The organism is Acidobacteriota bacterium, assembly GCA_009691245.1.
GTDB lineage: Bacteria > Acidobacteriota > Terriglobia > 2-12-FULL-54-10 > 2-12-FULL-54-10 > SHUM01.
This window is the reverse complement of sequence record SHUM01000057.1, coordinates 1-22,418: the sequence shown is the minus strand read 5'-3', so window position 1 is coordinate 22,418 and position 22,418 is coordinate 1. Positions and strand designations below refer to the sequence as shown.

Sequence of the window (22,418 nt, the reverse complement as noted above, 5' to 3'; positions counted from 1 at the left end):
CAGGAAGCAGCTCAGTCCAATTGGCCTCGAAAAACAATGGTCTGCATTCCACTGCTAGACATCTAGTTGCCAGCAGCCGCGATCCGATTTTCTCTGAACCGTGCAATGCGCACACGTCAACCTGCGACTGCTACAGCATCTATGATCGGGTATAGATGATGTCCCCATTCAGTGTCAATAAAAAAGTGTGGTGATTATCCCCTTTACGCAATGGGTGGTAAATGAGTAGACTGGCCAGCAAAGTCGGAGGTCTACAAAGAATGTACGAGGATTTTTCTTCGTGGGTGGCAGCAGTTGCTTCCTACGTTTATCTATCGTTTGTGGAATTGTCTTTTTCGTCCTCGCGCTGTGCGAAAAAATTGCCAAAAAGCCAACCCAGGAACGGGTTTTTTGGGGTCTAGGTCTCGTATGTCTTGTGGGGGCCTTTTTTAGTTCGTGGCGAGAAGAATATCACAATCTTTCAACAGTAATTGCTTGAAAATCTGGGTTCGCCTCTGCTTTGTACAGATGTCAAACTGGTATTGATGCCCGAGACACAAGGTTAAGCAATGCGAATGACAGACTAGCGGATCAGCGTATCCGAATGGATTCACAACAAAACAATCTTGAAAGGCAACAGGGAACCATTGATAGTTGCGTACTCCAGTTCGGCAAGTTGATGGAGAAGCCACCACGAACTGTAAGCACATCAGTGTATGAAATTCCTGGGAACTCTGGAGCAATGCTGGTCGTAGCTATGACGAATGAAGTAATCCAGCCGACCAATCTTACCCTTGATTGCACAACACCAGTTAATCTTGTCGGCATGACGGTAGCTGGAAGAGTTAATCAACAGAATGTCCAAACAACCCAGACCCCAAGCGGGGATGTCCTGCTATCTCTCGGCTCTCCGGCATGGACCCCAAACTCCCCGCTCGTATTTTTTCTAGGGGGGAATGCCGATAGATGCGAAGTAAAGCTAATGCAATAGAACTTTAGGCAGTTAGTTTCTCGTATGGCATTGCCGTTGCTGAGACTAGCTTCGTGAGGGTGTCCCTGAATAGGTAAGGATTATGCCGATTATTGAAGCGCCATTCAAACTCGTTCAGATAAGCATCAAGATGCTTGGTGCTCAACTTATGGTAGGAGCCGATGATCGAACGATTGAACAGGGACCACGCGCTTTCAATAGTGTTCGTATGAACCTTGCCGCGTACCCACTCTTCGGCGGAGTGATTCACGGTGTCATGCTTGTGCGTCTTTTTCAGAGAACTGTAAGCGCGGTATTGGTCCGTATAGACCGTGGCCTTCTCAGAGACGCGCTGCTTGATGATGCCGATGAGAATTTGTTTGCTGGCGGTTAGAATGGTCCGTGCTTCAAACTTTCCGTCACGCTGAATCATGCCCATGACCGCTGGCTTTTGCCACGGGGCGCGCTTGCGCCGTTTGTCATAGGCTCCACCGATGTAGGTCTCGTCAACTTCTACCGTGCCTTCCAATTGAGCCTGTGCGGTCTCTTCCATAGCCTTGCGAATGCGATGGCACAGATACCAGGCCGTCTTGTAGCTTACAGCCAGCGTGCGCTTGAGTTGATTGGCAGAGATTCCCTTTTTGGATTCGCACATCAAATAGGCAGCGGCAAACCACTTCGGCAATGGCAGGTGAGTATCATGAAAGATGGTCCCGCTCAGGACGGAGAATTGGTAACGGCATGAATCACAATCGAACTGGCCGCGCTTTTGTATGCGGGAAATCTTATCGCTGCTGCAACGCGGGCAAGCAATCCCGTTCGGCCAACGCAACTGTTCTAGTTTCGTGCGGCATTCCTCTTCGGTGTCGAATGCTTCCATCAGTTTCATTAAATCCATACTTTTCATGGTGTCCATATGTCTCCTAGAAAGAGCAAGAAAAAGGCATCCGAAATGAATGACGAAGAGTTGTTGGCGAGTGTGTTTCCGAAGAAAGTACGGGACAAACTAAAGCAGATCGCCCATGCCGATAAACCGAAGCGAGTATGGCGGAATGGCTACCTTGTGTAAAGTACATAATCACCCAACGGAGTGGTTGATACTCTGGCCTCCTCCGTAATCAACAAGCAGATCGGCTATTTCAATCCAAAGTCCTCCATGAGCGGAGAAATTAACCTGACACTTAGCAATCGCATGGTACTCACCGTGCGTGGCGGCCGTTTCTGGGATAACTTCAAGGACACCGGCATCCCGGGAAACTCTGCCGTTGAATACCGCACTCCGACAAGCTCGCTGGGGGCTTTGGAAGCAAACATCGCGCCTACCGAGCGCGGCGGCGTCTCATTTTCAAATACTCCCCGCCTGCGCCAGCGTTTCTCGGAGATCAGCACGCGCAGCATGATTCAGGCAGACCTCGGCGTAAACGTTGACATGGCCGGTAACCACGATTTGAAGTTGGGAACCGGGACCATGAAGAACGTAAACAAGGTGGATGATGCATATCCCAGCGGCGGCTATTTTTGGATGTTCTGGGGAAGCACGTTTCCGGGCGTTGGAACTTCCTCTTGCACGCAGGCGGCCAATGCTGCAAATTGCCGCGGCACGTACGGCTACTACGAGTACAACGAGTTGGCCACCCGCGGCACGACCGGCGCCAGCATCGGCAACATCTACGCGCAAGATCGCTGGAAAATCACGCCTAGGTTGACCCTAAACTTAGGTCTCCGTTTTGAGAAGGAAACTGTTCCTTCCTTCCAGCGCCAGGTTCAGGACTTTGCTTTCAAGTTTGACTACACGGACAAGATCGCCCCCCGCCTGGGCATTGCTTATGACGCCTTCGGCGACGGCCGCCTGAAGATTGCAGGCAGCTGGGGACGCTTCTATGATTGGGTCAAGTACGAACTCTCCCGCGGCACGTTTGGCGCGGAAATCTGGAACATCTACTACCGCACGCTCGATTCTCCCAACGCGTTTGGCCTTAGTGGCACCGCAATCAATCCTGCCAACCTGCCCGGACGCGACATTTGGAACCCCGGAACGGCCACACGATTCCGCAATCGCCGCGTCTACGGATTTGATCATATCGATCCAGAAATTAAGGCCATGAGTTCCGACGCATTGAATGCCGGTTTTGATTATCAGTTCAACAACAACACCGCGTTCTCCGCCTACTACGTCTTCAACAAGCTGAACCGCACCATTGAAGATATCGGCGCGCTCGATGCCAATGGCGACGAAACTTACTTCTACGGCAACCTCGGCGAAGGCGACTCCACGGTCTTCCCGGCATCCGGCGGGACCCGGCAGTCAATCCCGACTCCCAAGGCGAAGCGCACGTACAACGCCATGGAGTTAGAGTTTGACCGGCGCTTCAGTGGTGGCTGGTCGGTGAATTCCAGCTACGTGTTGAGCCGACTGTATGGCAACTACTCCGGCGTCGCGGCCTCCGAGGAAGTCCGTCCGCCCACAGTTGGGGTAACCTCTCCCTCAGTTGGTGATTCCGGCGGCACCATCGTTCGCCAGGCCGGCAACGTGAATCGCGCCTATGACATTGATGAACTGCTGTTTGACTCGAAGGGCAATCTGGATGTGCAAGGGCGACTGCCTACCGACCGTCCGCATCAGTTCAAGATTTATGCAGCCAAGGATTTGAACTGGGGCACAGGCAGGATGGGCCGCACCACCATCAGCCCGCTTTGGAGCATCGCCAGCGGCACGCCCATGACCACGTACGTTACCAGCACAAACCAGACGGAACTCATGGTGAACGGCCGTGGCGACATGGGCCGCACTCCGTTGTTGAGCCGCACCGACGTGAACGTCAACCACCAGTTCAGCATCACGGAGACCAAGAAGCTCTCCTTTGAATTCAATATGGAGAACCTCTTCAACCAGAAGTCGGTTCGCTACCTCTACAACTATTACAACCGCGGCGGCGGCGGCGCAGTCCGTGCCACTTCCTTTATCAATCTGGCCACTACAGACCTCTTTAAGGGTTACGATTACCAGGCTTTGGTTGCCAATACCGCTGATGGCCGTGCGGCAGTCGGCGCCAAAGACCCGCGCTATGGCATGGATGCGATCTGGTCGCCGGGATTCCGCGGACGCTTTGGCGTGAAGTTTACGTTCTAGTCAAACCCAACAACCTAACCAAGAATGGGAGCCACGAGCCTCCCATTTTTGTTGGGCCATCCGAGCCGCGACGGTTATGGAGCGTCCACGATGCACGGAAACATGAACTCTGATCCCGGTCGAGTCTTGTCGGAAAGCTGGAATGCGCCTGAGCGGGACTTGGTCGCGCACACGGTTATCGTGGACGCTCCATAACTGTCGCGGCTCGGATCGCTCCACCGTGGCACACCGAATTATTTCGGCGTCAACGCCCCCAAACACTTGACAGGCAAGCAGGAGACGGATGAAAATAGATCTCTTTGAGCAACGGATTTATCACTAACCCAGCAAGTTGACATTCTTCCTCGCCCCCGCGCCGCAGTGCTTTCCGGGCAAGGCGGGCAGAAGGGGACCACGAGAGTTATGAGCGAGCCAGAGACTCAGGCCGGACAGGTCGCCGTCGCGGATAGCGGCGCGAATAAAGAAACTCCCAAGTCCACACCCAAGCCAACTCCCAAGGAAGTCATCAAGGTTCGCCGCCGCTTGGTTACCGCGTCGCTGCTCACCTTCTTCACAGTGGACCTGCTGATGTTTCTGCGCTTCTTTTTCCCGCGCGCGCTGTTCGAGCCCAAGACCAGCTTCATCCTCGGCTACCCCTCGGACTTTTCCTATGGCGTGGACACGCGCTTCCAGCAGAATGCCCGCATCTGGGTGGTGCGCAACAGCGAAGGACTTTTTGTCATCTATGCGCGCTGCACGCATCTCGGCTGCACGCCAGACTGGAAGGATGGCGAGAACAAGTTCAAGTGCCCCTGCCACGGCAGCGGTTATGACAACGAGGGCGTAAACTTTGAAGGCCCGGCACCGCGTCCGATGGATCGCGCGCATGTTGTGCTGAATCCTGGCGGGCAGATTGTGGTCGATACGGCACGCTTGTATGTCCGCGATCCGTTCCGTGGCGTGGACCAATTTGGCGATGATGGCGCGATCCTGCGCGGCGTGTAAAGCGTTTTTCAGGATGGTGCATCAGAGCCCCCACCGCCAGGGAGGGGGCACGTTCAACTAACAGTGATAGAACGGGCGCAGTGATAAATAGGTGAAGGTGCCCCCTCCCTGGCGGTCGGGGCTCTGATTGGGAAACACGGCGAGGAGAATGCCGGATGGCAGACGAACAACAGAATATCCCCGGACAAGACGAGAATCCTGGCGAACCGAAAACCGCGGCAGGCCTGCTCGATCGCGTCAAGGTGGAGCTTGAGCCGTTCAAGGAAAAGCTAGACCAGGACATCAAAGCCCTGAAGCAGCCGGAAAAAACGCAGCTCTACAAGTCCGTCTTCCGCGTGAAGCACGATGAGACGCCGCGCAGCCGGTCGCTGGGCGTCATCTCCAACGTATTCCTGCACCTGCACCCGGCGCGCATCAACCGCGATGCCGTGCGCTACAGCTACACCTGGGGCATGGGCGGCATCTCGTTCTACTTGTTCATTGTGCTCACCTTCACCGGCATCCTGCTGATGTTCTACTACCATCCGTCAAAGATTCAAGCCTTCCGCGACGTGCTGTACCTGGAGCACGATGTTCCTTTCGGCAAGCTCCTGCGCAACATGCACCGCTGGGGCGCGCACCTGATGATTATCACCGTGTGGCTGCACATGTTCCGTGTATATCTGACGGGCTCGTACAAGAAGCCGCGCGAGTTCAATTGGTGCGTTGGCGTAATTCTTCTGGTCCTGACGCAGTTGCTTTCGTTCACTGGCTATCTGCTGCCTGATGATCAGCTTGGATTCTGGGCCGTAACGGTGGGAACCAACATGGCGCGCGCTTCACCAATGTTGGGATCAGAAGGCCCTCTGGGACCTGAAATTGGCATGACGCCGTTCAACGACGTGCGTTTCGCGCTGCTCGGCGGCTCCATCGTCGATTCCAACGCGCTGCTGCGCGCCTACATCTGGCATTGCGTGGCGATTCCCGTGGTGGTATCGACGTTCCTGGTGGTTCACTTCTGGCGCGTTCGTAAAGACGGCGGCATCTCCGGCCCTTCGCCCGTGATGCTGGAGAAAGAAATTCGCTGGGACCGTCTGGATGAATCCACCGTGAAAGGGAGGGGATAACGATGGATTGGCATCAACTTTGGACCATCATTAGCACCCCGGACAATGTACCGATTGCATCGCTGCTACTGCTCGTTCCGTTTTACGCCTGGTACGGGTTGCGGCAATCGTTCGCCAACGACCGCCTGATCGAGCAGCTGGAAGCCGATCCGGTCATGGCCAAGACACATCACCGCAAGACGTTTCCCTACAAGCCGGAGTGGCCCAAGGAAGTTCACGTTTGGCCATTCCTATTGCGCATCGAGTTCCTGGCCGCGCTGATCGTTACCATCATTCTATTCATCTGGTCGATCACGCTGAACGCACCGCTGGAAGAACCAGCTAATCCCAGCTTGACCATGAACCCTTCCAAGGCACCGTGGTACTTCCTGGGCCTGCAAGAGATGCTGGTCTATTTTGATCCGTGGATGGCCGGCGTGATTCTGCCCACGGTCATCATCATCGGCCTGATGGCGATACCCTATATCGACATCAACCCGCTCGGAAACGGTTACTACACTTACAAGCAGCGCCGCTTCGCGCTGTGGACATTCAATTTCGGGTTCCTCGGCCTGTGGGTTCTGATGGTCATCATCGGGACCTTTATCCGCGGACCAGGCTGGATGTGGTTTTGGCCGGGCATGACCTGGGATCACAGTCGGCTGGTTTTTGAGTTGAACCGCGATTTGCATGATTTGGTGGGCATTACCAGCATGCCAGGCAAGGTAATTTTCGGCGGCATCGCCATGGGCGCGTATGTGGCTTTGTCAGGCTGGGCTTGCCATAAGCTGATCCTGCTGACCGAGTTTTCCCGCAAGGTGTACGAGCGCATGACCTTGCTCCAATACATTACGATGCAGGCCTTGCTGGTGCTGATGCTGTTGTTGCCGGCAAAGATGATCTTGCGGCACCTGTTCCGCATCAAGTACATCTGGGTTACGCCCTGGTTTAATATTTAGCTCAACATTTAGGATGGGTACTCCAACCTAATGCAGTTTTGATTTGGTGACATTCGTTTTACGAGACAGTGTTTTACGAGACAACTTTTTTCGGAGTCACTTGGAATACCGTGGACTTCGGAATATCGGAGACTGAGGATGGCTGACGTTCCTCCCATTGGACCTGAAGAACAGGATCCAGTAACAAGTAGTTCACTTAGCTTATGGCTCATGCTGGCGGCCGTAGGGATGATGCTCACGATGATCTGGGCGCTCTACGACGAGATGTATGCCATGCGTCCCTGGAAGGGCTTCCAGAAGGACTTCGCAGGTTTGTATTCAGAGTTTCTGGATAAAGCCATTCCCGCCGCCGCCGAAAAGGAAAAGGCGATCCGGGAGTCCGCCGAGTATCAGAAGCTGGCCCAGGAAACCGAAACCGCCGAGCAGGCCGTGGCGACCGAAGTATCCGCCATCGACCAGGAGATCAGCCAGCAACTGAATCCCCGCATTACCTTGATGAACAAAGTTTTCCAGGAATCACGCGGCGAGATTTCGGCGATGATCTACCAACTGGAAAAAGCCAGTGAGAGCGGCAAGCAATCCATCCAGGAAGATATCGACGAGGTTAAGGCGCGTACCTTGAGCGTCTCGTTTCCGGCCAGCGGAGACATCGCCGCCGAAGAGAAAGAACTGCTGTATCCCGAATTTGAAGTTGAGTTAAACCGCATCAAGACCCGCCGAACCGATCTTCAAACCAAACGTATCGCCTTGAACGCCAACGCCACGGAACTGCGGCAGAAGCGTGACATCTATCTGAAGGATCACCTCGGCACGCTCACTGAAGTGCAGATGCGCGGATTGCAGAACGAAGCCAAGTCGTTGCAGCCGGGAATCCGGCAAATTCACAACGCGGACATCGATCTGGTAGACCGCTGCGAATCCTGCCACCTGGCCACGCGCTCGCCGATCACCATCACCGCCGCCGATATGGGTGGTCGCGCTGAGTTTGCCAGCCATCCGCGCAAGGAACTGCTGGCCATGCATGATCCGGAGCGCTTCGGCTGCTCCACCTGCCACAACGGCAACGGTCGCGCCACCACCAGCGTGGAGAAGGGCCACGGACGCCATAAGTTTTGGCTCTGGCCCATGTATGAGCGCGAGAACGTCGAAGCAGGCTGCCAGCAGTGCCATACACGCGACATGTATCTGCGCGAAGCCACCACTATCAATGAAGGCAAGCGGCTGTTTGATCATCGTGGCTGCGTGGGTTGTCACCGCTATGAAGGCTACGACTCTGAGACCGAGGATATCGCCTACTACGCACAGTTGGCCGAGCAGAAGAAAGCCCATAAAATTTCCAACATTCTTGAGGCCGAGCGGTCCATTGATCAGGCCGATCTGGCCGAGTCCAACGAAGAGGCTCGCAGCCTCTACGACCGTGCCGACAAGCTAAAAGTGCAGTCCAGCGGCATTGATGCTGAAGTTACACAGGTAAGTTTGCGCCTGCGCGATCTCTATAAAGAGCGTAAAAAAGTCGGGCCCAGCCTGAAGGAAGCGCGTGTGAAATTCCGCAAGGACTGGCTGCCCGTCTGGCTGACCAATCCGCAGGACTACCGTCCTGGTACACGCATGCCGCGCTTCCGTTTGGATACTGATCAGGTGCAGGCCATTTCAGCATACATCTGGCAATCCGGCGTGGAAGGCCGCGTGCAGTCTCAACCTGCCGGCAACGCCGCTAGCGGCAAAGAACTGTTTGAAACGCGTGGCTGCATGGCCTGCCATTCCATGGGCGAAGGCGATCAAAAGCAGGGCGGAATATTCGCCGCCAATTTGAGCCGCGTCGGCGAAAAGCTCAACTACGATTACTTAGTCCGATGGGTCCACAATCCGCGCGAGAAGACGCGACCTTACTGCCCCGTCGAGAAGCGCGACCTCGGTCCTGAAGATTACGCAAGGCACGGCTTGCCGTTCGTCTTCGACGACGATCATTCGACCTGCCCCAACGAAGGCGCCGAGTTGGTTATTTCGCAAATGACGGTAATGCCCAACCTGCGCCTGAGCTTCGAAGAGTCTCGCGACATCGCCACGTATCTGATGTCGCTGAAGACCAAGCAGCCCGGCGAGTACGCTGCGGCGGATTATCTGAACGATCCGGCCATGAAGGCCAAGGGCTTGCCGCTCGTGAAACATTTCGGCTGCGCCGGTTGCCACGAAATCGCCGGCCTGGAGGAAGAAAGCCGCATCGGCACCGAACTGTCCAAGGAAGGCAGCAAACCGATCGAGCGCCTGGACTTCGCTCTGATGACCCATCCGGCCGAAGCCGAGGGCTGGTACAACCACAAAGGATTCTTCACCAATAAATTGAAAGACCCTGCCATTTATGATCAGGGTAAGGTCAAGGAGCCGCTCGAAAAACTCCGCATGCCTAACTTCGATCTCGACGAGAAAGAGATCGTGGCGCTGACCACCTTCCTGCTCGGCAGCGTCGAATCACCTTTCCCGCCGCGCTACCGCTTCCTGCCTGAAGATCGTCGCAGGGATATTCAGGAGGGCTGGAAGATCGTTCGCAAGTACAACTGCATGGGCTGCCACTCGGTGGATGTAGGTCAGCGCTCAAGCCTCTCCTCGGTGCTGCGCTACACGACGCCGGAGTGGAAAGATCAGTTGCCGCCGAATCTGGTGGGCGAGGGCGCGCGCGTCGAGCCGGGATGGCTGGCCAAGTTCCTCGAAAACCCGTCCATGAGCGAAACTGACTTGAGCCGCAACGGCGTCCGCTCTTACTTGAAGACACGCATGCCCACCTTCTTCTTCTCCGATGGAGAGATTATGAAGCTGGTGAAATTCTTTGATGCATTGTCCGTGCAGCCTCAGCCCTATCTGGCTCCCAAGCAGGTGCCGCTGACAGAGCAGGAGCGCCTGCTGGCACGCAGCTTATTCACCTCCGACGCCGCGCCTTGCCTAAGCTGCCACGCCACTGGCGAAGCAGTTCGCGATCAGCGCGCCACCGCTCCCAGCTTCATGCTGATGCGGGGACGACTGAAGCCGGATTGGACTCGCCGCTGGATGATCGATCCAGCCATGATGAGTCCCGGCACGGCAATGCCGTCGGGCCTGTTCAAGCAAGATGGTGGTCGAGCGGTCTTTAGTGGCCCACTGCCTCCCGGCTCGGCTGGCTTCCGTGGTGATCATGCGGACCTCATCGTCCGCTACATCATGCAGTTCTCCACAGACGAGTTGTCGCGCCTGCCGCGCATCATGCCGGCCGGTACCGGGCAGTAGTCCGTCGTTAACTTTCTAACCTTTCAACCCCCTCCGCCCACCAGCGGAGGGGGTTTGTTTTGTGAACGGAGTCGCCACCGGAAGGGAGCGGTCCAGCGGAGATACATTATCCAGATAACGAACCGCTCCTTGGCGGTCGCGGCTCCATTCGCACTGCGTCTGCCGATCCTCGGAAATTCCACAGCAAAAGTGCTAGACTAGCTCTACCGGAACGATTGACTTATGCAGGGTGGAACAAGCACAAGCAATCCATCACGGCTCAGAACGCGTCTGTTGTATGTCCAGCTTGGGAGCCAGCTTGGGAGCATGATCAGTGAAGAATGTGACCAACAACTTATATCGGCACAGATTTATCAACTTATTAATGCTGCTCGCCATCGCGACTTCATTGTTCCCTATTGCAATTGCTCAGGCTCCCGAACCAGCTCGTCCGGGTCAACAAATCATCACTGTGGAAGTGGAGGAAGTCCAGATACCCTTCTCCGTGTTCGACGATAAGGGGATTCTGGTAACCGATTTGAAGCAGGGCGACTTCCAGGTATTCGAAAATGGCGTCGAGCAGAAGGTCAATTACTTCCTAGCCCCCACCAATCTTCCATTGCGCTTTGGCATCCTGATCGACACCAGCGCCAGCGCGCGCCAGCGGCTGAAGTTTGAAAAAGAAGCCGCCATGCAGCTCGGCTACTACGTGTTAAGCCATGAGAAAGATCATCAAGGCTTCCTCATGACCTTCGACCATGGACCGGAGGTGCTTCTGGATTACACCTCCAATCCCGACGATCTCACCACCTCGCTCGATAAACTCGAGGCGGGCGGAGGAACGGCGCTGCTCGATGCTATCATCGAAGCCTGCCAGAAAAATTTATTAGCCGCTCCAGGACCGGGCATTCCGCGCCGCGTCCTGCTGGTATTCAGCGACGGCGAAGACAACTTGAGCGAGCACAGCCTGGAGCAGGCGATTGATGTCGCGCTGCGCGCCGATGCGCGAATTTTTGTGGTTAGCTCCAACGGTTACGGCATGAACGCACCGGGCGACAAGGTACTCAGGGAGTTGGTCGAAAAGACCAACGGTCGCATGTACTCGCCGCTTGAGAACCTGCCCGGCTCGGCCTTTGCCACCGGCTACATCTCGAAGCATCAGATTTACGAAAGCCAGAACTCCGTTTACACACCCGGCACGGGACAGTACACGGCGGAGCTGGCGGCGTCCATGACCAAAGCGCTGGAAGCCATCGGGCAGGAGTTGACCAATCAGTACGCCATCGGATACCGCTCCACCAACACCAAGCTAGACGGGCAGTTCCGGAATATTGAAATTCGCACCAAACGCAAAGGCGTCGATCTTCGCCACAAGCGTGGCTACTATGCCGTGCCGTAATTTTGCCAGGTGTCTTCCGTGTCGCCATCTATCGCCGATTCTGCCCACAACAAACCACTCCAGGAGAAAGCTCGCTTGAGCCGTGCGAAACTCTGCAAGGCTGGATGCCGGCAAGACTCCCCGCGCGACATTGACATCTACAAATCCAACCAGCCAACCAACAGGCGCGCGCTGAATTTGGTGATGGTCGCATGGTTGTTACTACTGAGCGGCGCAACCAACAGCGTGTCGGGCCGGGCTGCGTCGGAATCAAGCGATCTGTTCTGCGGCACTTATCCCAACCGTGTGCTCAGCGAACTGGGACTACACACACAGTTTCAGCAACACCGCGCGACACGAGGATTTCTGCCCTTGCGCAACGCTGCTACTGCGGCATTCGATGTGGGTAATGTTGCGGTGCTGCCCGATGACGGCACGCTGGTTACCAGTCAGAATCCCTTCGATCTGGACGGACGATCCCTGACCTTCGATCCCAATGGTACGGGCTACACCGTTCGCACGGGCGCTGCGTCGTTTGACACCGTCGCGGCTGAGCAGGGCGAACTGCTGAACCCAGCACCCGCCACCAATCCACAGAATATTGGCGATGATGGGGCGCGGAGCATCACTCTGCCATTCGTCTTCCGTTTTTTCGGACAAACCTACACCACGCTCTTCGTGAACTCCGACGGCAATCTAACTTTCGTGCAAGGCGACACCTCCACCACGGCGCGGAGTCTGGCGCGATTCTTAACTGGGCCGCCGCGCATCGCTCCTTATTTTGTCGACCTCGATTCATCTTTAACGGGCCGCTTGACGGTCTTTGCGAGCTCGTCGCGCTTCGTTGTCTCCTGGATAACCGTCCCGGACTTTACCGCTGCTGGAACCGGCCCCAGAGAAACGTTCCAGGTGACGCTGACTTCAGACGGCCGCATCGAGATGGCCTACGGCGCCATCGGCGGCCGGGAAGCTGTCGTAGGAATCTCTCGGGGAAATTTGAATGATACTCCGGCGGTGGTTGATCTCAGCGCCACTTCCGGCGCAGTTGTGATTCAAAACGCCATTGCCGAAGTTTTCTCGCTAACCACAGATTTGGACTTAGCCGCCGTCACCAGAAGGTTCTATCAGACCCACGACGACGCTTACGAAAATATCGTAATTTTCAGCAACTTCAACTTCAATTTGAACGGGGCCTTCGCCTTCGAAGTGAATATCTCCAATCAAGTAACCGGCATCGGCCGCATCGGCAACACCACTACGTTTGATTTCTCGGAACAGTTCGGCAGCGCAGGGCGACTGGAGAGCCTGCTCAACATGGGCAGCCTGTCGCGTTATCCGACCGATCCCAGCACCATATTCCTCGGATCGAATTCCACGTTAAGCGTGATGGGGCAAGAAGCCGGCCATCGCTTCATGAGTTATGTTACCTGGGCCGATCCCGCCGGAGCCCCCAACAGCACCGCACTGCTGGGCCGTGAACTCCAACATTGGAGCTTTTACTTCAACTCGGATGCCTCCGTAATGGAGGGCAATCTCATCCGAGACAACAACAACGGGACATTCACCACCACCGGAGTCGTGCAGAAGTACAACGAGATCGACCAATATTTGATGGGCCTGCGCGCCCCGGACGAAGTGGGGCCGAGCTTCCTGGTAAAGAATCCATCGCCATCGCTGAATCCCGGAACCTCGCCATTTCTAAATGCCAACTTCAGCGGAACCCGCGCCAACGTGGAGCTGGGTCAGATCATCGCATCAAATGGGCCGCGCATTCCCAACTCCGTCATCGCGCCCAAGCGGTTCCATTACGCTTTCGTGCTGGTAACTGGCCGCAACACTCCGGCCACCGCCGATGAGATCGCTAAGGTGGATCTCATACGCCGCGAGTGGGAGAGTTTTTTCAATCGCTCAGTTGGATTTCGCGGAACAGCCAACACCAGCCTGACACATAGACTGCTCCTGCAACCCAATCCGCTGGGTCTGTTGAATGGTGCCACCGTGACTGGAAGAGTTCTATTAGGAGCGCCGGCTCCCGGCGCCATTTCCTTCAGCATGGCTACCTCAAATTCAGCAGCTGTGATTGTTCCCGCTACGGTGACTGTTCCCGCCGGGGCTGCATTCGTTGAGTTTCCCATCACCGGAACGGGGGTGGGACGCTCCCTCCTGGAAGCCAACGCAGCAGGCTTTCAAACTGCTTCATCTGTTGTCGAGGTCGTTTCACCACTTACCAGTACCCGTCCACTTACGTTGGAAATATTGCAGGGCAACAATCAATCCGGACCAACTGGTGGGACACTGCCGATTCCCCTACGGGTTCGGTTGCGGGATGCCAACAACATTCCTTATGCCGGTGTAGGTGTCCAATTTATTGTCATCACTGTAGGTGGGGCAACCATTCCGGCGCCAGTCCAGATGACGTCTGAATTGGGAATTGCTGAAGCGCAGGTTCAGCTCGGGAGTTTTGGACCAGTTACTATCATTGCCAATGTGGGAGGTTTAGCTGCGCCGGCAACTTTTACCATTTCCCCAGTTGACGGTCCATTCGTGACACCACTCGGCGTGGTCAATGGAGCCAGCTTTGTGCCTGCTGGCGTGATCCCCGCACCCGGCGGCATCTTCTCCATCTTTGGGACGCGACTAGCCAGCACTGTCGCTTCGGCTGCCAGCCTACCGCTGACCACCACTCTTGGCGGAACGCGCGTTGAGATTAACGGCGTGGCCGTGCCTCTCTTCTACGTTTCTCCCACGCAGATCAATGCCCAGGCGCCTGCCGACCTGGCCGCCAGCCCGCACTCTCTGGTGGTCCGCAACGATGGCATCGCATCACCAGCCATAACGGTGAATGCGCGGCAGGCCTCGCCGGGAATTTTCTCGCTCAACTCGAGCGGCATCGGCGCAGGCGCGATCACTCATGCCGGAACCGCAACACTGGTCAGCAGCGGACAACCGGCCTTCCCCGGACAATATGTTTCGGTTTTCGCCACCGGGCTGGGTGCAACAACTCCACTGATTATCAGCGGCCAGCCGGCGCCAACCTCGCCCTTGTCGCGAACCTCGTTGGCGGTAACCGCCACCGTTCGCGGCATACCCGCCGTAGTGGACTTCGCCGGACTCGCTCCCGGCTTCGCGGGACTCTATCAGGTCAATCTGCAAGTCCCTGAAATTCCTTCGGGGACAGCCGAGGTCATCCTCACAGCGGGCGGCGCGGCCAGCAATACGGTAACCATGGAAGTGGGATCGCGATAGGTAACTTGGGTCGCAATCGCGTTAGAGCGTTTTGAGGTAGGCCATCACGTCAGCGAGTTCCTGTTGTGAAATAAAATAATTTTGCGCGGGCATATTCATCGAGCCGTTTCGAATGAACTCACGAACAAACTCATCGGTGTGCTCGTGTTCCGAGCCGTTCTTCTGCTGATGCGGTGAGCGCCGAAAATAATTTTGTAACCCTGGCCCAATGCGGTAGCCCTCATTGTCCGTCTCATGGCAGACCCAGCAGCGAGCATCGAACACTTGGCGGCCGCGCGTCGCATCGGCTGGTTGAAGCCCGCGTCGCGCAACTCCATAATAGGTTGCTGCGCTGACAACCACGACTCCGCAGACCGCCAACAAAATGGTGGATCGCTTCATTCCTACTCTTCCCTTTGCTCGCCAATCATAGCCAGCGCCTTTCGCGAAATCGTAGTGATGGGCAGCTTCTTTATAGCCGCCAAGTCCACCCATTTGCGCGACTTCGTTTCAAAATCAGCCTGCTTATTATTTATTACGGCGCCCTGCCACAACTCCACTTCGATTCGGAACTGCGTGATACTGTGCCGAATGGTCCCGAGCGAGCGAACCAACTTGAGCCGGGCCTTCGACGAACTACCCGCGTGACCATTTTCGCTGATCTGCGCCGTTGCCGGCCACATGGGAAACTCCAGGAATCCCGCCAGCCACGATGAGCCTGCAGGGCGACGCTCCAGTAAATACTTACCTGCACGATCCCACACCACCGCTGCAACCAATTTCAAAGATTTTTCGCGCGCTCGCACGCGAGCAGGTGGATACTCGCCGGTTACATCCTGCAAGTGCGCTCGACAATCTTTGCGCAGCGGGCAGCTTCCGCAGCGCGGCTGACCTGGCAGGCAGATCGTCGCCCCTAGTTCCATCATGGCCTGATTGAAATCTCCAGGACGCCGCGTGTCGAGAATTTCCTGCGCAAGACGCCAGAGCGTTTTTCTGCCAGCAGTATTGTTGGCTACCGCGCGGACGGTGCATAGCCGGGAAAGCACGCGCGCAACATTGCCATCCAGAACGGCCAGCGGCACGCCATAAGCGATGCTCAAAATTGCCGCGGCCGTGTAACGGCCCACGCCGGGCAGGTCGAGCGCGGCTTGCTCTTCACGCGGGAAAACCCCGCCATGATCAGACTGAACCTGTTTCGCGGCGCGATGCAAGTTTCTGGCGCGCGAGTAGTAGCCGAGTCCGCTCCACGATGTCAGCACACGCTCGTTACTGGCCCGCGCCAGATGAGCCACCGACGGAAACTGACGCAGAAATCTTTTGTAGTACGGGATAACCGCTTCGACGCGCGTCTGCTGAAGCATGATCTCTGATACCCAGATGTGATAAGGGTCCGAGGTCTGCCGCCACGGCATGTCGCGCTGCTCGCGGTCGTACCAGCGCAGCAGACGCCGCCGCACTCCCGCAGTATCTTTCGGATTGTCGGCGCCAAGGTGGTCGCGGATATTAGTCATGACCCTTCGCAGTTGTTCATGGAAGCATTAACCGGGCCAACAGATCGGATGGGAGATCATTCACTAAAAAGCTGTGCCGCTTGCCATCCGATTTAGCCCCGGAATTGGCTATGCACTCGGCGGCGCGATATCCGCTGCGGACTGCGCTCTCCATGGTCGGCGGCCATCCCGTGGCGGTCCAATCACCGGCCAGAAACAAATTGGCAAAGGGAGTGATGGGGCCGGGACGGTGCGATTCCCAGCCCGGCGGAAAACTCGGAGTTGATTCCGCTTCCTTCACGATAACCACCCTGTCCAACTTCGCCTCTTTGGTGCGCGCCAACACTTCACCCAGCTCGCGCTGCACAAGCTCGATAATCGCTTCGCGCCACATGGTCAGCAGCGGGCGCGACGCGCTGATCACCACCTGAATGTACTGTCCACTGCCCGCGCTTTTTCCGGCTGCCAGCGATTTATTAAAGACCCATTGGATCGTCTTGCCCACCACTACGGCATGATGAATATCCATCACCGGGCGGTCATACCAAAGATGAATTCCGGTAATGGGCGACCATTCGAGATTCTTCCATTCATTAAGTTCCGGCCACTCGACCCGCTGCGTCGCAGTGAACAGATTGGCGATCGCGTCGGGTGGAAGCGCACTTAGATAGCAATCCGCATGGAGCGTCTCGCCGTTTTGCAACTGCAGTCCATTTATCCTGCCATTTGATATGTTCAATCCAGCAATTGCAGTTCCCAGGCGGACGGTCATGCGCTGACGCATCTTTTCCGCGGCATACATTTCGGAGAGCGGAACTTTCGGCACGCCCATTTTGTAACCGGTACGGTTGCGCACAAAGGAATCGATGATCACGTGGAATGCGGGTCGGGCCGAAAGCCGCTCGGGGTCTTCGTTGAGCGCGCTGGTCATGATGACGCGCCAAAAATTATCAATCACGGCCACACTCTGGCCATGATCGCGCAACCAACCCATCAACGGAATGTCGGGGTATGGCCGCGGCGTGCGCACAATGGCGAGAATCGCGCGCACCAATGACCAGCGGTCGGCGGGAATCAGGTGGCGAAAGCGCAGCAGTGATGGAAGGAAGTGCAGTGGTGCGGGCAACAGCGAGGCGGCCAGCGAAGACAATCCGGCATCGCCCAGAAAATCAAAGCGATGGTAGAAGTGAATCTGACTGAGCGCATCCGTGCGACCGAGAAAATCCAGCAAGTTGGTGCAGCAGCCGAGCAGAACATGCTGGCAGTTGTCGATGGGCGCGGATTCCCCGGGCGGGATAAACGAGGACGCGCGCCCGCCGAGGACGCTGCGTTTCTCTATCAACTCGACGGCGAATCCTTCTTCGGCGAGACGCACCCCAGCGGCAAGGCCGGCCAGTCCGCCACCGAGTACGGCAACACGGGGCATAGTCACGCGGGGTATGCTCACGCGCGGAGCGGCTAGGCGAGAGACGGTCAATCCCGTTTTCCTCCCGCGCTCATGCCGAGGCGCAACTTGATCCGCATGCCCGCCCCGCGCGCGGCCAGCATGGCTTTGTCCATCGTAGGCAGGCTCACTCGCCCTTGCAGCACGGCTGCGGGATTGCGATCAATGGTCTCCAGCAAATTCCAGTAGATGGAGATCATTGTCCACAACGCCGGACGGCTCTCTTTGTGCACCATGCCGATCAATGGCCGGGACTGCTCATAAAACTCCCGCGCGCGTTGGGCCTCAAAGTGGACCAGATTCACAAATGCCGAGTCCGCCGCGCTCGATGCCACGCTGGCGGGTGTTACGCCAAATTTACGCAAGTCCTCCTCTGGAAGATACGTCCGACCCGTGGCGGCGTCTTCGCGCAAGTCGCGCAGAATATTCGTGAGCTGGAACGCAACCCCACAGCGTTCCGCTAGATTCTTGGCGGCAGGGTCGCTGAATCCAAATACCTGCAATGAGCACAGGCCCACCACCGAGGCCACGCGGTAACAGTACTGATAAAGGTCGTCGAAAGTGGCGTAAGCGTGAACGGTCAAGTCCATCTCCGCGCCGGCGAGGAGCTCATGGAAATATTCAGGCGGAATACGGTATCGAGTCGCAGCGTGATGAAAGGCTGGCAGGATCGGATTGCCTGCGCAATCTCCCGCCAACGCGCGGTCGAGGTCTGCGCGCCACTCGCGCAGGCGCGCCGTTTTATCCGCGAGTATAGCCTCTCCATCGGCGACATCGTCGGCATGGCGCATAAAGGCATAAATGGCGCACAACGCGTCTCGCCGCTCTCGCGGCAGCAGCCAAATGCCGAAATAAAAGTTGCGCGCCCGTGCGCGGGCAATACCGCGAGACACTCGATACGATGTGGCGACAGTTGAATCCATGAAAATCTCTTGCCCTTAAGCGGGGACCCCGCCGCGATTAAACATTCTTTTCAACAAAACGGTTCCAGTGAGAAGACCCATCTGCGTGCCACTGAGATGCGGCCGGCGCGAAAGCACGTTGTAGTTTTGCCGCTCGATCAAGCGCAAGATCTCCATGCCGCCGCGGCTGAACAACTCTATTTCTACGCCGAGGTGCCGATCCAGTTGATCAATGAGCGGCAGACCGGCACGGAACAACTCCCAGGTCCGCCCGACCAACTCGCGCATCATTGCAACAAATGCGGGAGTACAGGTGCCCGTTGCGATCTCACGCTCGGAGATGCCATGCCGAGCCATATTATCGAGTGGCATGTAGATGCGTCCGATTGCGTAGTCGCGCCGAACGTCCTGCCAGAAATTGGCGAGCTGCAAAGCTGTGCATGTGAGGTCGGAGAGCCGGTGCAGTTCGGCATCGCGATAGCCGCAGACGTAGAGTACCAGGCAGCCAACAGGATTGGCCGAGTAGCGGCAATAGCCCAACACGTCATCCCATGACTCATAGCGTCGCACCGTCTGATCGCGACGAAATGCGGTGATGAGGTCGTGAAACGGCTGGGCTGGAATGTCGCATTGGACGATGGTTTCGTACAGAGCCACCATCACCGGGTGCCGGGGATGACCCGCGTAACAGGCGCGCAGCTCTTGCTCCCAACAGTCCAGCAAATGCAAAGCCGTCCGCGGATCACTGACCTCATCACCCAGATCATCGGACCAGCGGCAATAGGCGTACAGCGCATGAAAGTGTGGGCGCAGTCGAGGCGACAGTAGTCGTGTAGCCACCGGGAAATTTTCGTAATGGGTACTGGCCAACCACTCGCAGTAGCGGCGGGCCTCGGCGAGAGGAGTGGCGGTCTCCGGCAACAGACCATCCCACTGTGCGGGCGATGCAAAGGCCGCCAAGTCCGCAAGGGCCGCGGGTTGGATGGTATCCGCGAATGACATGAGAGTCTCCGCCCGCCAGACGGATTGGAACATCAAGGAATGATAGCAGTCTTTATGTTACCGTTGCGGTTCACCATGTCGCGCATCAGATCCGGCAGACGAGTCAGCGGCTCTTGGCCAGTGATGAGATCCGTAGCGCGGATATCGCCACGCGAGATGCACTCAAGCGCCTTGCGGATGTAGGCCGGCGTATGGTGAAACGTGGCGTGAAGCGAGATCTCCGAATAGTGGAGCAATGAGGTGTCCAACCGTACGCTGCTTCCGCTGGGACAGCCGCCAAAACAATTCACGGTCCCGCCGCGGCGCATGGTCTGGAAGGCCAGCTCCCAAGTCTGCGGAGTTCCTACGGCCTCAATGGCAATGTCGGCGCCGGCGTGATCGGGTGTTTTGCTGCGGACCTCCTCAGCAATGTCACCACCCTTGCCCGCGTTGACCACCACATCCGCGCCCATGCGCTTGGCCGCAGTCAGTTGAGAATCACGCTTGCCCACGGCGATCACGTGCGCGCCGCGGAGTCGCGCCAGTCTGACAAACATTAATCCAATGGGCCCCATCCCGATCACCAGCACACTGTCATCCGGGCGAACTTGTATTTGCTCGAATCCACGCAACACACAGGCCAGCGGCTCGACCAACGCGGCGTCGGTGAAACTGATGTGCTCGGGGATTTCCAGCAGGTTCTGGCGAACGATGGGACCGGGAATTTTAATAAATTCCGCGTAAGCCCCATTGTTGAACAACAGATTGTCGCAAAGATTGGCACGGTCTCGGAGGCAGTAGCGACACTCGCCGCAAGGTGCCGAGTTTGCTGCTACCACGCGCATGCCCACGCGAAAGCCCTGAACGTCCGAACCGATCTTCTCGATCTCGCCGGCCAGCTCATGTCCAAAGATTGCCGGCGGAACGATCATGCGGGCGTGATAACCCTGGCGGTAAACCTTCAGGTCGGTACCGCAAGTCAGCGCGGTGCGCACGCGCACCAGCACCTCGTCCGGTTGAATCTTGGGGATCGGCACCTGCTCGATCTTCAAATCTTCCTTGCCGTAGAGAACGGCCGCCGTCATTCTATCCGCCACAGTAAATCCTTATTCGAGAGAACTTTCGCACAATGAGTTCGAACACGGAAGCCGCCAGCCGGCTTTAATTCCCCAGCACGGAAAATATAAATGCTTTCTCCGCTACCATCGACTCAATGCGGCTGCTAAGTTGTTAGCCGCAATCCGTGAATTCCACGCCAGCAAGCACAGAGACCGGAACTGAGTGATGCCACGCAACCCTTCGATTACTATTTTACCCGAGGATAGCCCCCCATTGGCACTCAAACATCGCTGAAAGTCGATGGCTAGGATATCGGTGGGGCCATCGGTAATAGCCTTCAAGGCGGCGAATGGCAGTTCGGCTGCGGCTGCTTCCTGCGCCACGGCGGCGGCCTCCATGTCCGCCGAGACCGCTTGCCAGCGGACGTGAAGCGCTGTTTTCTGCTCGACGCGTCCGGCCACAGCCTGTACTGTAACAAGCTGTCCTCTGGCCGCTTGAATTTCTCTCAGGTATTTGAAATCACAGGGATATCGCTGCCCGCTCGCTTCATCGATCACCACGTCCGCCAGCAGCAGTTTGCCCGCCGATAGCCCTTCCACCAACCCGCCCGCGAAACCAGCTGACACGAGCGCAGATAGCTTGTATTGACTCAGCAAACGCTGCGCCACGCGCCGCGCATTGGATGTTCCAGCGCCGCTCAAGGCCAGCACCGCATCCCCCGCCGGTAATTTCAGATGATACTCGCCCGTCACGGTGCGCTGGACTCCAAACTGTCGGCGCAACAGCGGAGAGATCTCCCATCGATAGGCCGCAATGATGCCAAGCAAAGGAGGATGGTCTGATCGATTGGATGGGATACTCATGCGTTATGCTTCCGATCGATTACGGGAGAATGATTCAAGAGGCCGTCCCACTTTTGAGATCGTTACATTCTCAGATAACCGTTCCCGCGATACCATTCCACGGAGCGGGCTAGCGCCGGCTCTACCGGCGATGGATCATAGCCCAACTCACGCCGTGCTTTCTCCGTGCTCACGTACATCTTGTAGCGGGCCATCTTCACGGCCTCCAGCGGGATGCGCGGCGGTCGTCCGAGCAGGCTGGCAAGTCCGGTATCCACCGCACCCGCAACCAAAGCTGCCCAGTGTGGCAAACGAATCTTCGGCGTGGGCAGGCCCGCGATTGACGCGAGCGATTCCAGTATTTCGCGCAGGCTCATGTTGCGGCCGCCGAGTATGTAGCGCTCCCCCGTGCGGCCCTTGCGCCACGCCAGCAGGTGCCCTTCCGCAACGTCTTGCACATCTACCAAATTCAGGCCGGTATCGATGTATGCCGGCATGCGGCCCAGAAGAAAATCGAGAATTATTTTGCCAGTCTCGGTGGGTCTGCGATCGCCTTCACCTACCGGTGTGCTTGGGCTGACAATCACCACCGGAAACCCATCGGCAGCGTAGCGCAGCACTACCTGCTCGGCGAGAAACTTCGACCGCTTATAGTGACCCGCCAACGAATGGAGTGTCGCGACGTCGTTCTCCGCAGCGGGTCGACCGTCTTCCGTAAAGCGCAACGTGCCTACGGTACTGGTGTAAACCAAT

17 protein-coding genes are annotated in these 22,418 nt (G+C 56.9%); 7 read left to right on the top strand and 10 right to left on the bottom strand.

All coding sequences use genetic code 11. The annotated features are described in order from the left end of the window. Nucleotides 1-974: 974 nt before the first annotated feature. Nucleotides 975-1,865, bottom strand: a complete 891-nt coding sequence (locus EXQ56_12550) for an IS1595 family transposase (GenBank protein ID MSO21261.1) — start codon at nucleotides 1,863-1,865, stop codon at nucleotides 975-977. A 174-nt stretch (nucleotides 1,866-2,039) separates the two neighbouring features. Between EXQ56_12550 and EXQ56_12545 the strand changes: the two genes are divergently transcribed. After that, the gene (locus EXQ56_12545; protein MSO21260.1) at nucleotides 2,040-4,079 is read left to right on the top strand and encodes a TonB-dependent receptor; all 2,040 of its coding nucleotides are present in this window, start codon (nucleotides 2,040-2,042) and stop codon (nucleotides 4,077-4,079) included. 175 nt (nucleotides 4,080-4,254) lie between these two features. On the opposite strand, the gene EXQ56_12540 is transcribed toward EXQ56_12545, so the two are convergent. Beyond that, nucleotides 4,255-4,308 (bottom strand): hypothetical protein, encoded by a 54-nt coding sequence (locus tag EXQ56_12540; GenBank protein ID MSO21259.1) that lies wholly within the window; start codon nucleotides 4,306-4,308, stop codon nucleotides 4,255-4,257. 173 nt (nucleotides 4,309-4,481) lie between these two features. On the opposite strand from EXQ56_12540, the gene EXQ56_12535 reads away from it, so the two are divergent. The 6 genes from EXQ56_12535 to EXQ56_12510 all read left to right on the top strand — a co-directional run bounded on the left by EXQ56_12535 (nucleotide 4,482) and on the right by EXQ56_12510 (nucleotide 14,968). Further along, nucleotides 4,482-5,063: a Rieske (2Fe-2S) protein gene (locus EXQ56_12535; GenBank protein ID MSO21258.1), complete on the top strand. Its 582-nt coding sequence runs from the start codon at nucleotides 4,482-4,484 to the stop codon at nucleotides 5,061-5,063. Nucleotides 5,064-5,218: 155 nt separating this feature from the next. Beyond that, complete coding sequence (locus EXQ56_12530) at nucleotides 5,219-6,169, top strand: cytochrome B6 (GenBank protein ID MSO21257.1); 951 nt, start codon at nucleotides 5,219-5,221, stop codon at nucleotides 6,167-6,169. Nucleotides 6,170-6,171: 2 nt separating this feature from the next. After that, a complete protein-coding gene (locus tag EXQ56_12525; protein ID MSO21256.1) occupies nucleotides 6,172-7,107 on the top strand; it encodes a cytochrome C in 936 nt (311 codons plus the stop codon). A 138-nt stretch (nucleotides 7,108-7,245) separates the two neighbouring features. Continuing rightward, nucleotides 7,246-10,365 (top strand): c-type cytochrome, encoded by a 3,120-nt coding sequence (locus EXQ56_12520; protein ID MSO21255.1) that lies wholly within the window; start codon nucleotides 7,246-7,248, stop codon nucleotides 10,363-10,365. A gap of 313 nt (nucleotides 10,366-10,678) precedes the next feature. Further along, nucleotides 10,679-11,743 (top strand): VWA domain-containing protein, encoded by a 1,065-nt coding sequence (locus EXQ56_12515; GenBank protein MSO21254.1) that lies wholly within the window; start codon nucleotides 10,679-10,681, stop codon nucleotides 11,741-11,743. A 75-nt stretch (nucleotides 11,744-11,818) separates the two neighbouring features. Beyond that, on the top strand, nucleotides 11,819-14,968 hold the full coding sequence (locus EXQ56_12510) for a hypothetical protein (protein ID MSO21253.1): 3,150 nt from the start codon (nucleotides 11,819-11,821) through the stop codon (nucleotides 14,966-14,968). A 21-nt stretch (nucleotides 14,969-14,989) separates the two neighbouring features. On the opposite strand, the gene EXQ56_12505 is transcribed toward EXQ56_12510, so the two are convergent. From EXQ56_12505 to EXQ56_12470, 8 genes are all read right to left on the bottom strand, one after another. Continuing rightward, entirely contained in the window at nucleotides 14,990-15,442 is a 453-nt protein-coding gene (locus tag EXQ56_12505) for a cytochrome c (GenBank protein ID MSO21252.1), read from the bottom strand. Then, on the bottom strand, nucleotides 15,352-16,458 hold the full coding sequence (mutY, locus tag EXQ56_12500) for an A/G-specific adenine glycosylase (GenBank protein ID MSO21251.1): 1,107 nt from the start codon (nucleotides 16,456-16,458) through the stop codon (nucleotides 15,352-15,354). Before mutY ends, EXQ56_12505 begins: the two co-directional genes overlap by 91 nt. 16 nt (nucleotides 16,459-16,474) lie before the next feature. Then, complete coding sequence (locus EXQ56_12495) at nucleotides 16,475-17,914, bottom strand: FAD-binding protein (GenBank protein ID MSO21250.1); 1,440 nt, start codon at nucleotides 17,912-17,914, stop codon at nucleotides 16,475-16,477. Then, nucleotides 17,911-18,804, bottom strand: a complete 894-nt coding sequence (gene hpnD, locus EXQ56_12490; protein ID MSO21249.1) for a squalene synthase HpnD — start codon at nucleotides 18,802-18,804, stop codon at nucleotides 17,911-17,913. The genes EXQ56_12495 and hpnD overlap by 4 nt, the downstream gene beginning before the upstream one ends. Before the next feature lie 15 nt (nucleotides 18,805-18,819). Continuing rightward, the gene (hpnC, locus tag EXQ56_12485; protein ID MSO21248.1) at nucleotides 18,820-19,785 is read right to left on the bottom strand and encodes a squalene synthase HpnC; all 966 of its coding nucleotides are present in this window, start codon (nucleotides 19,783-19,785) and stop codon (nucleotides 18,820-18,822) included. A gap of 32 nt (nucleotides 19,786-19,817) precedes the next feature. Next, nucleotides 19,818-20,849, bottom strand: a complete 1,032-nt coding sequence (locus EXQ56_12480; protein ID MSO21247.1) for an alcohol dehydrogenase — start codon at nucleotides 20,847-20,849, stop codon at nucleotides 19,818-19,820. A gap of 114 nt (nucleotides 20,850-20,963) precedes the next feature. Next, nucleotides 20,964-21,686: a hypothetical protein gene (locus EXQ56_12475; protein ID MSO21246.1), complete on the bottom strand. Its 723-nt coding sequence runs from the start codon at nucleotides 21,684-21,686 to the stop codon at nucleotides 20,964-20,966. A 62-nt stretch (nucleotides 21,687-21,748) separates the two neighbouring features. Continuing rightward, on the bottom strand, nucleotides 21,749-22,417 hold the full coding sequence (locus tag EXQ56_12470; protein MSO21245.1) for an NAD-dependent epimerase/dehydratase family protein: 669 nt from the start codon (nucleotides 22,415-22,417) through the stop codon (nucleotides 21,749-21,751). Nucleotide 22,418 lies beyond the last annotated feature (1 nt).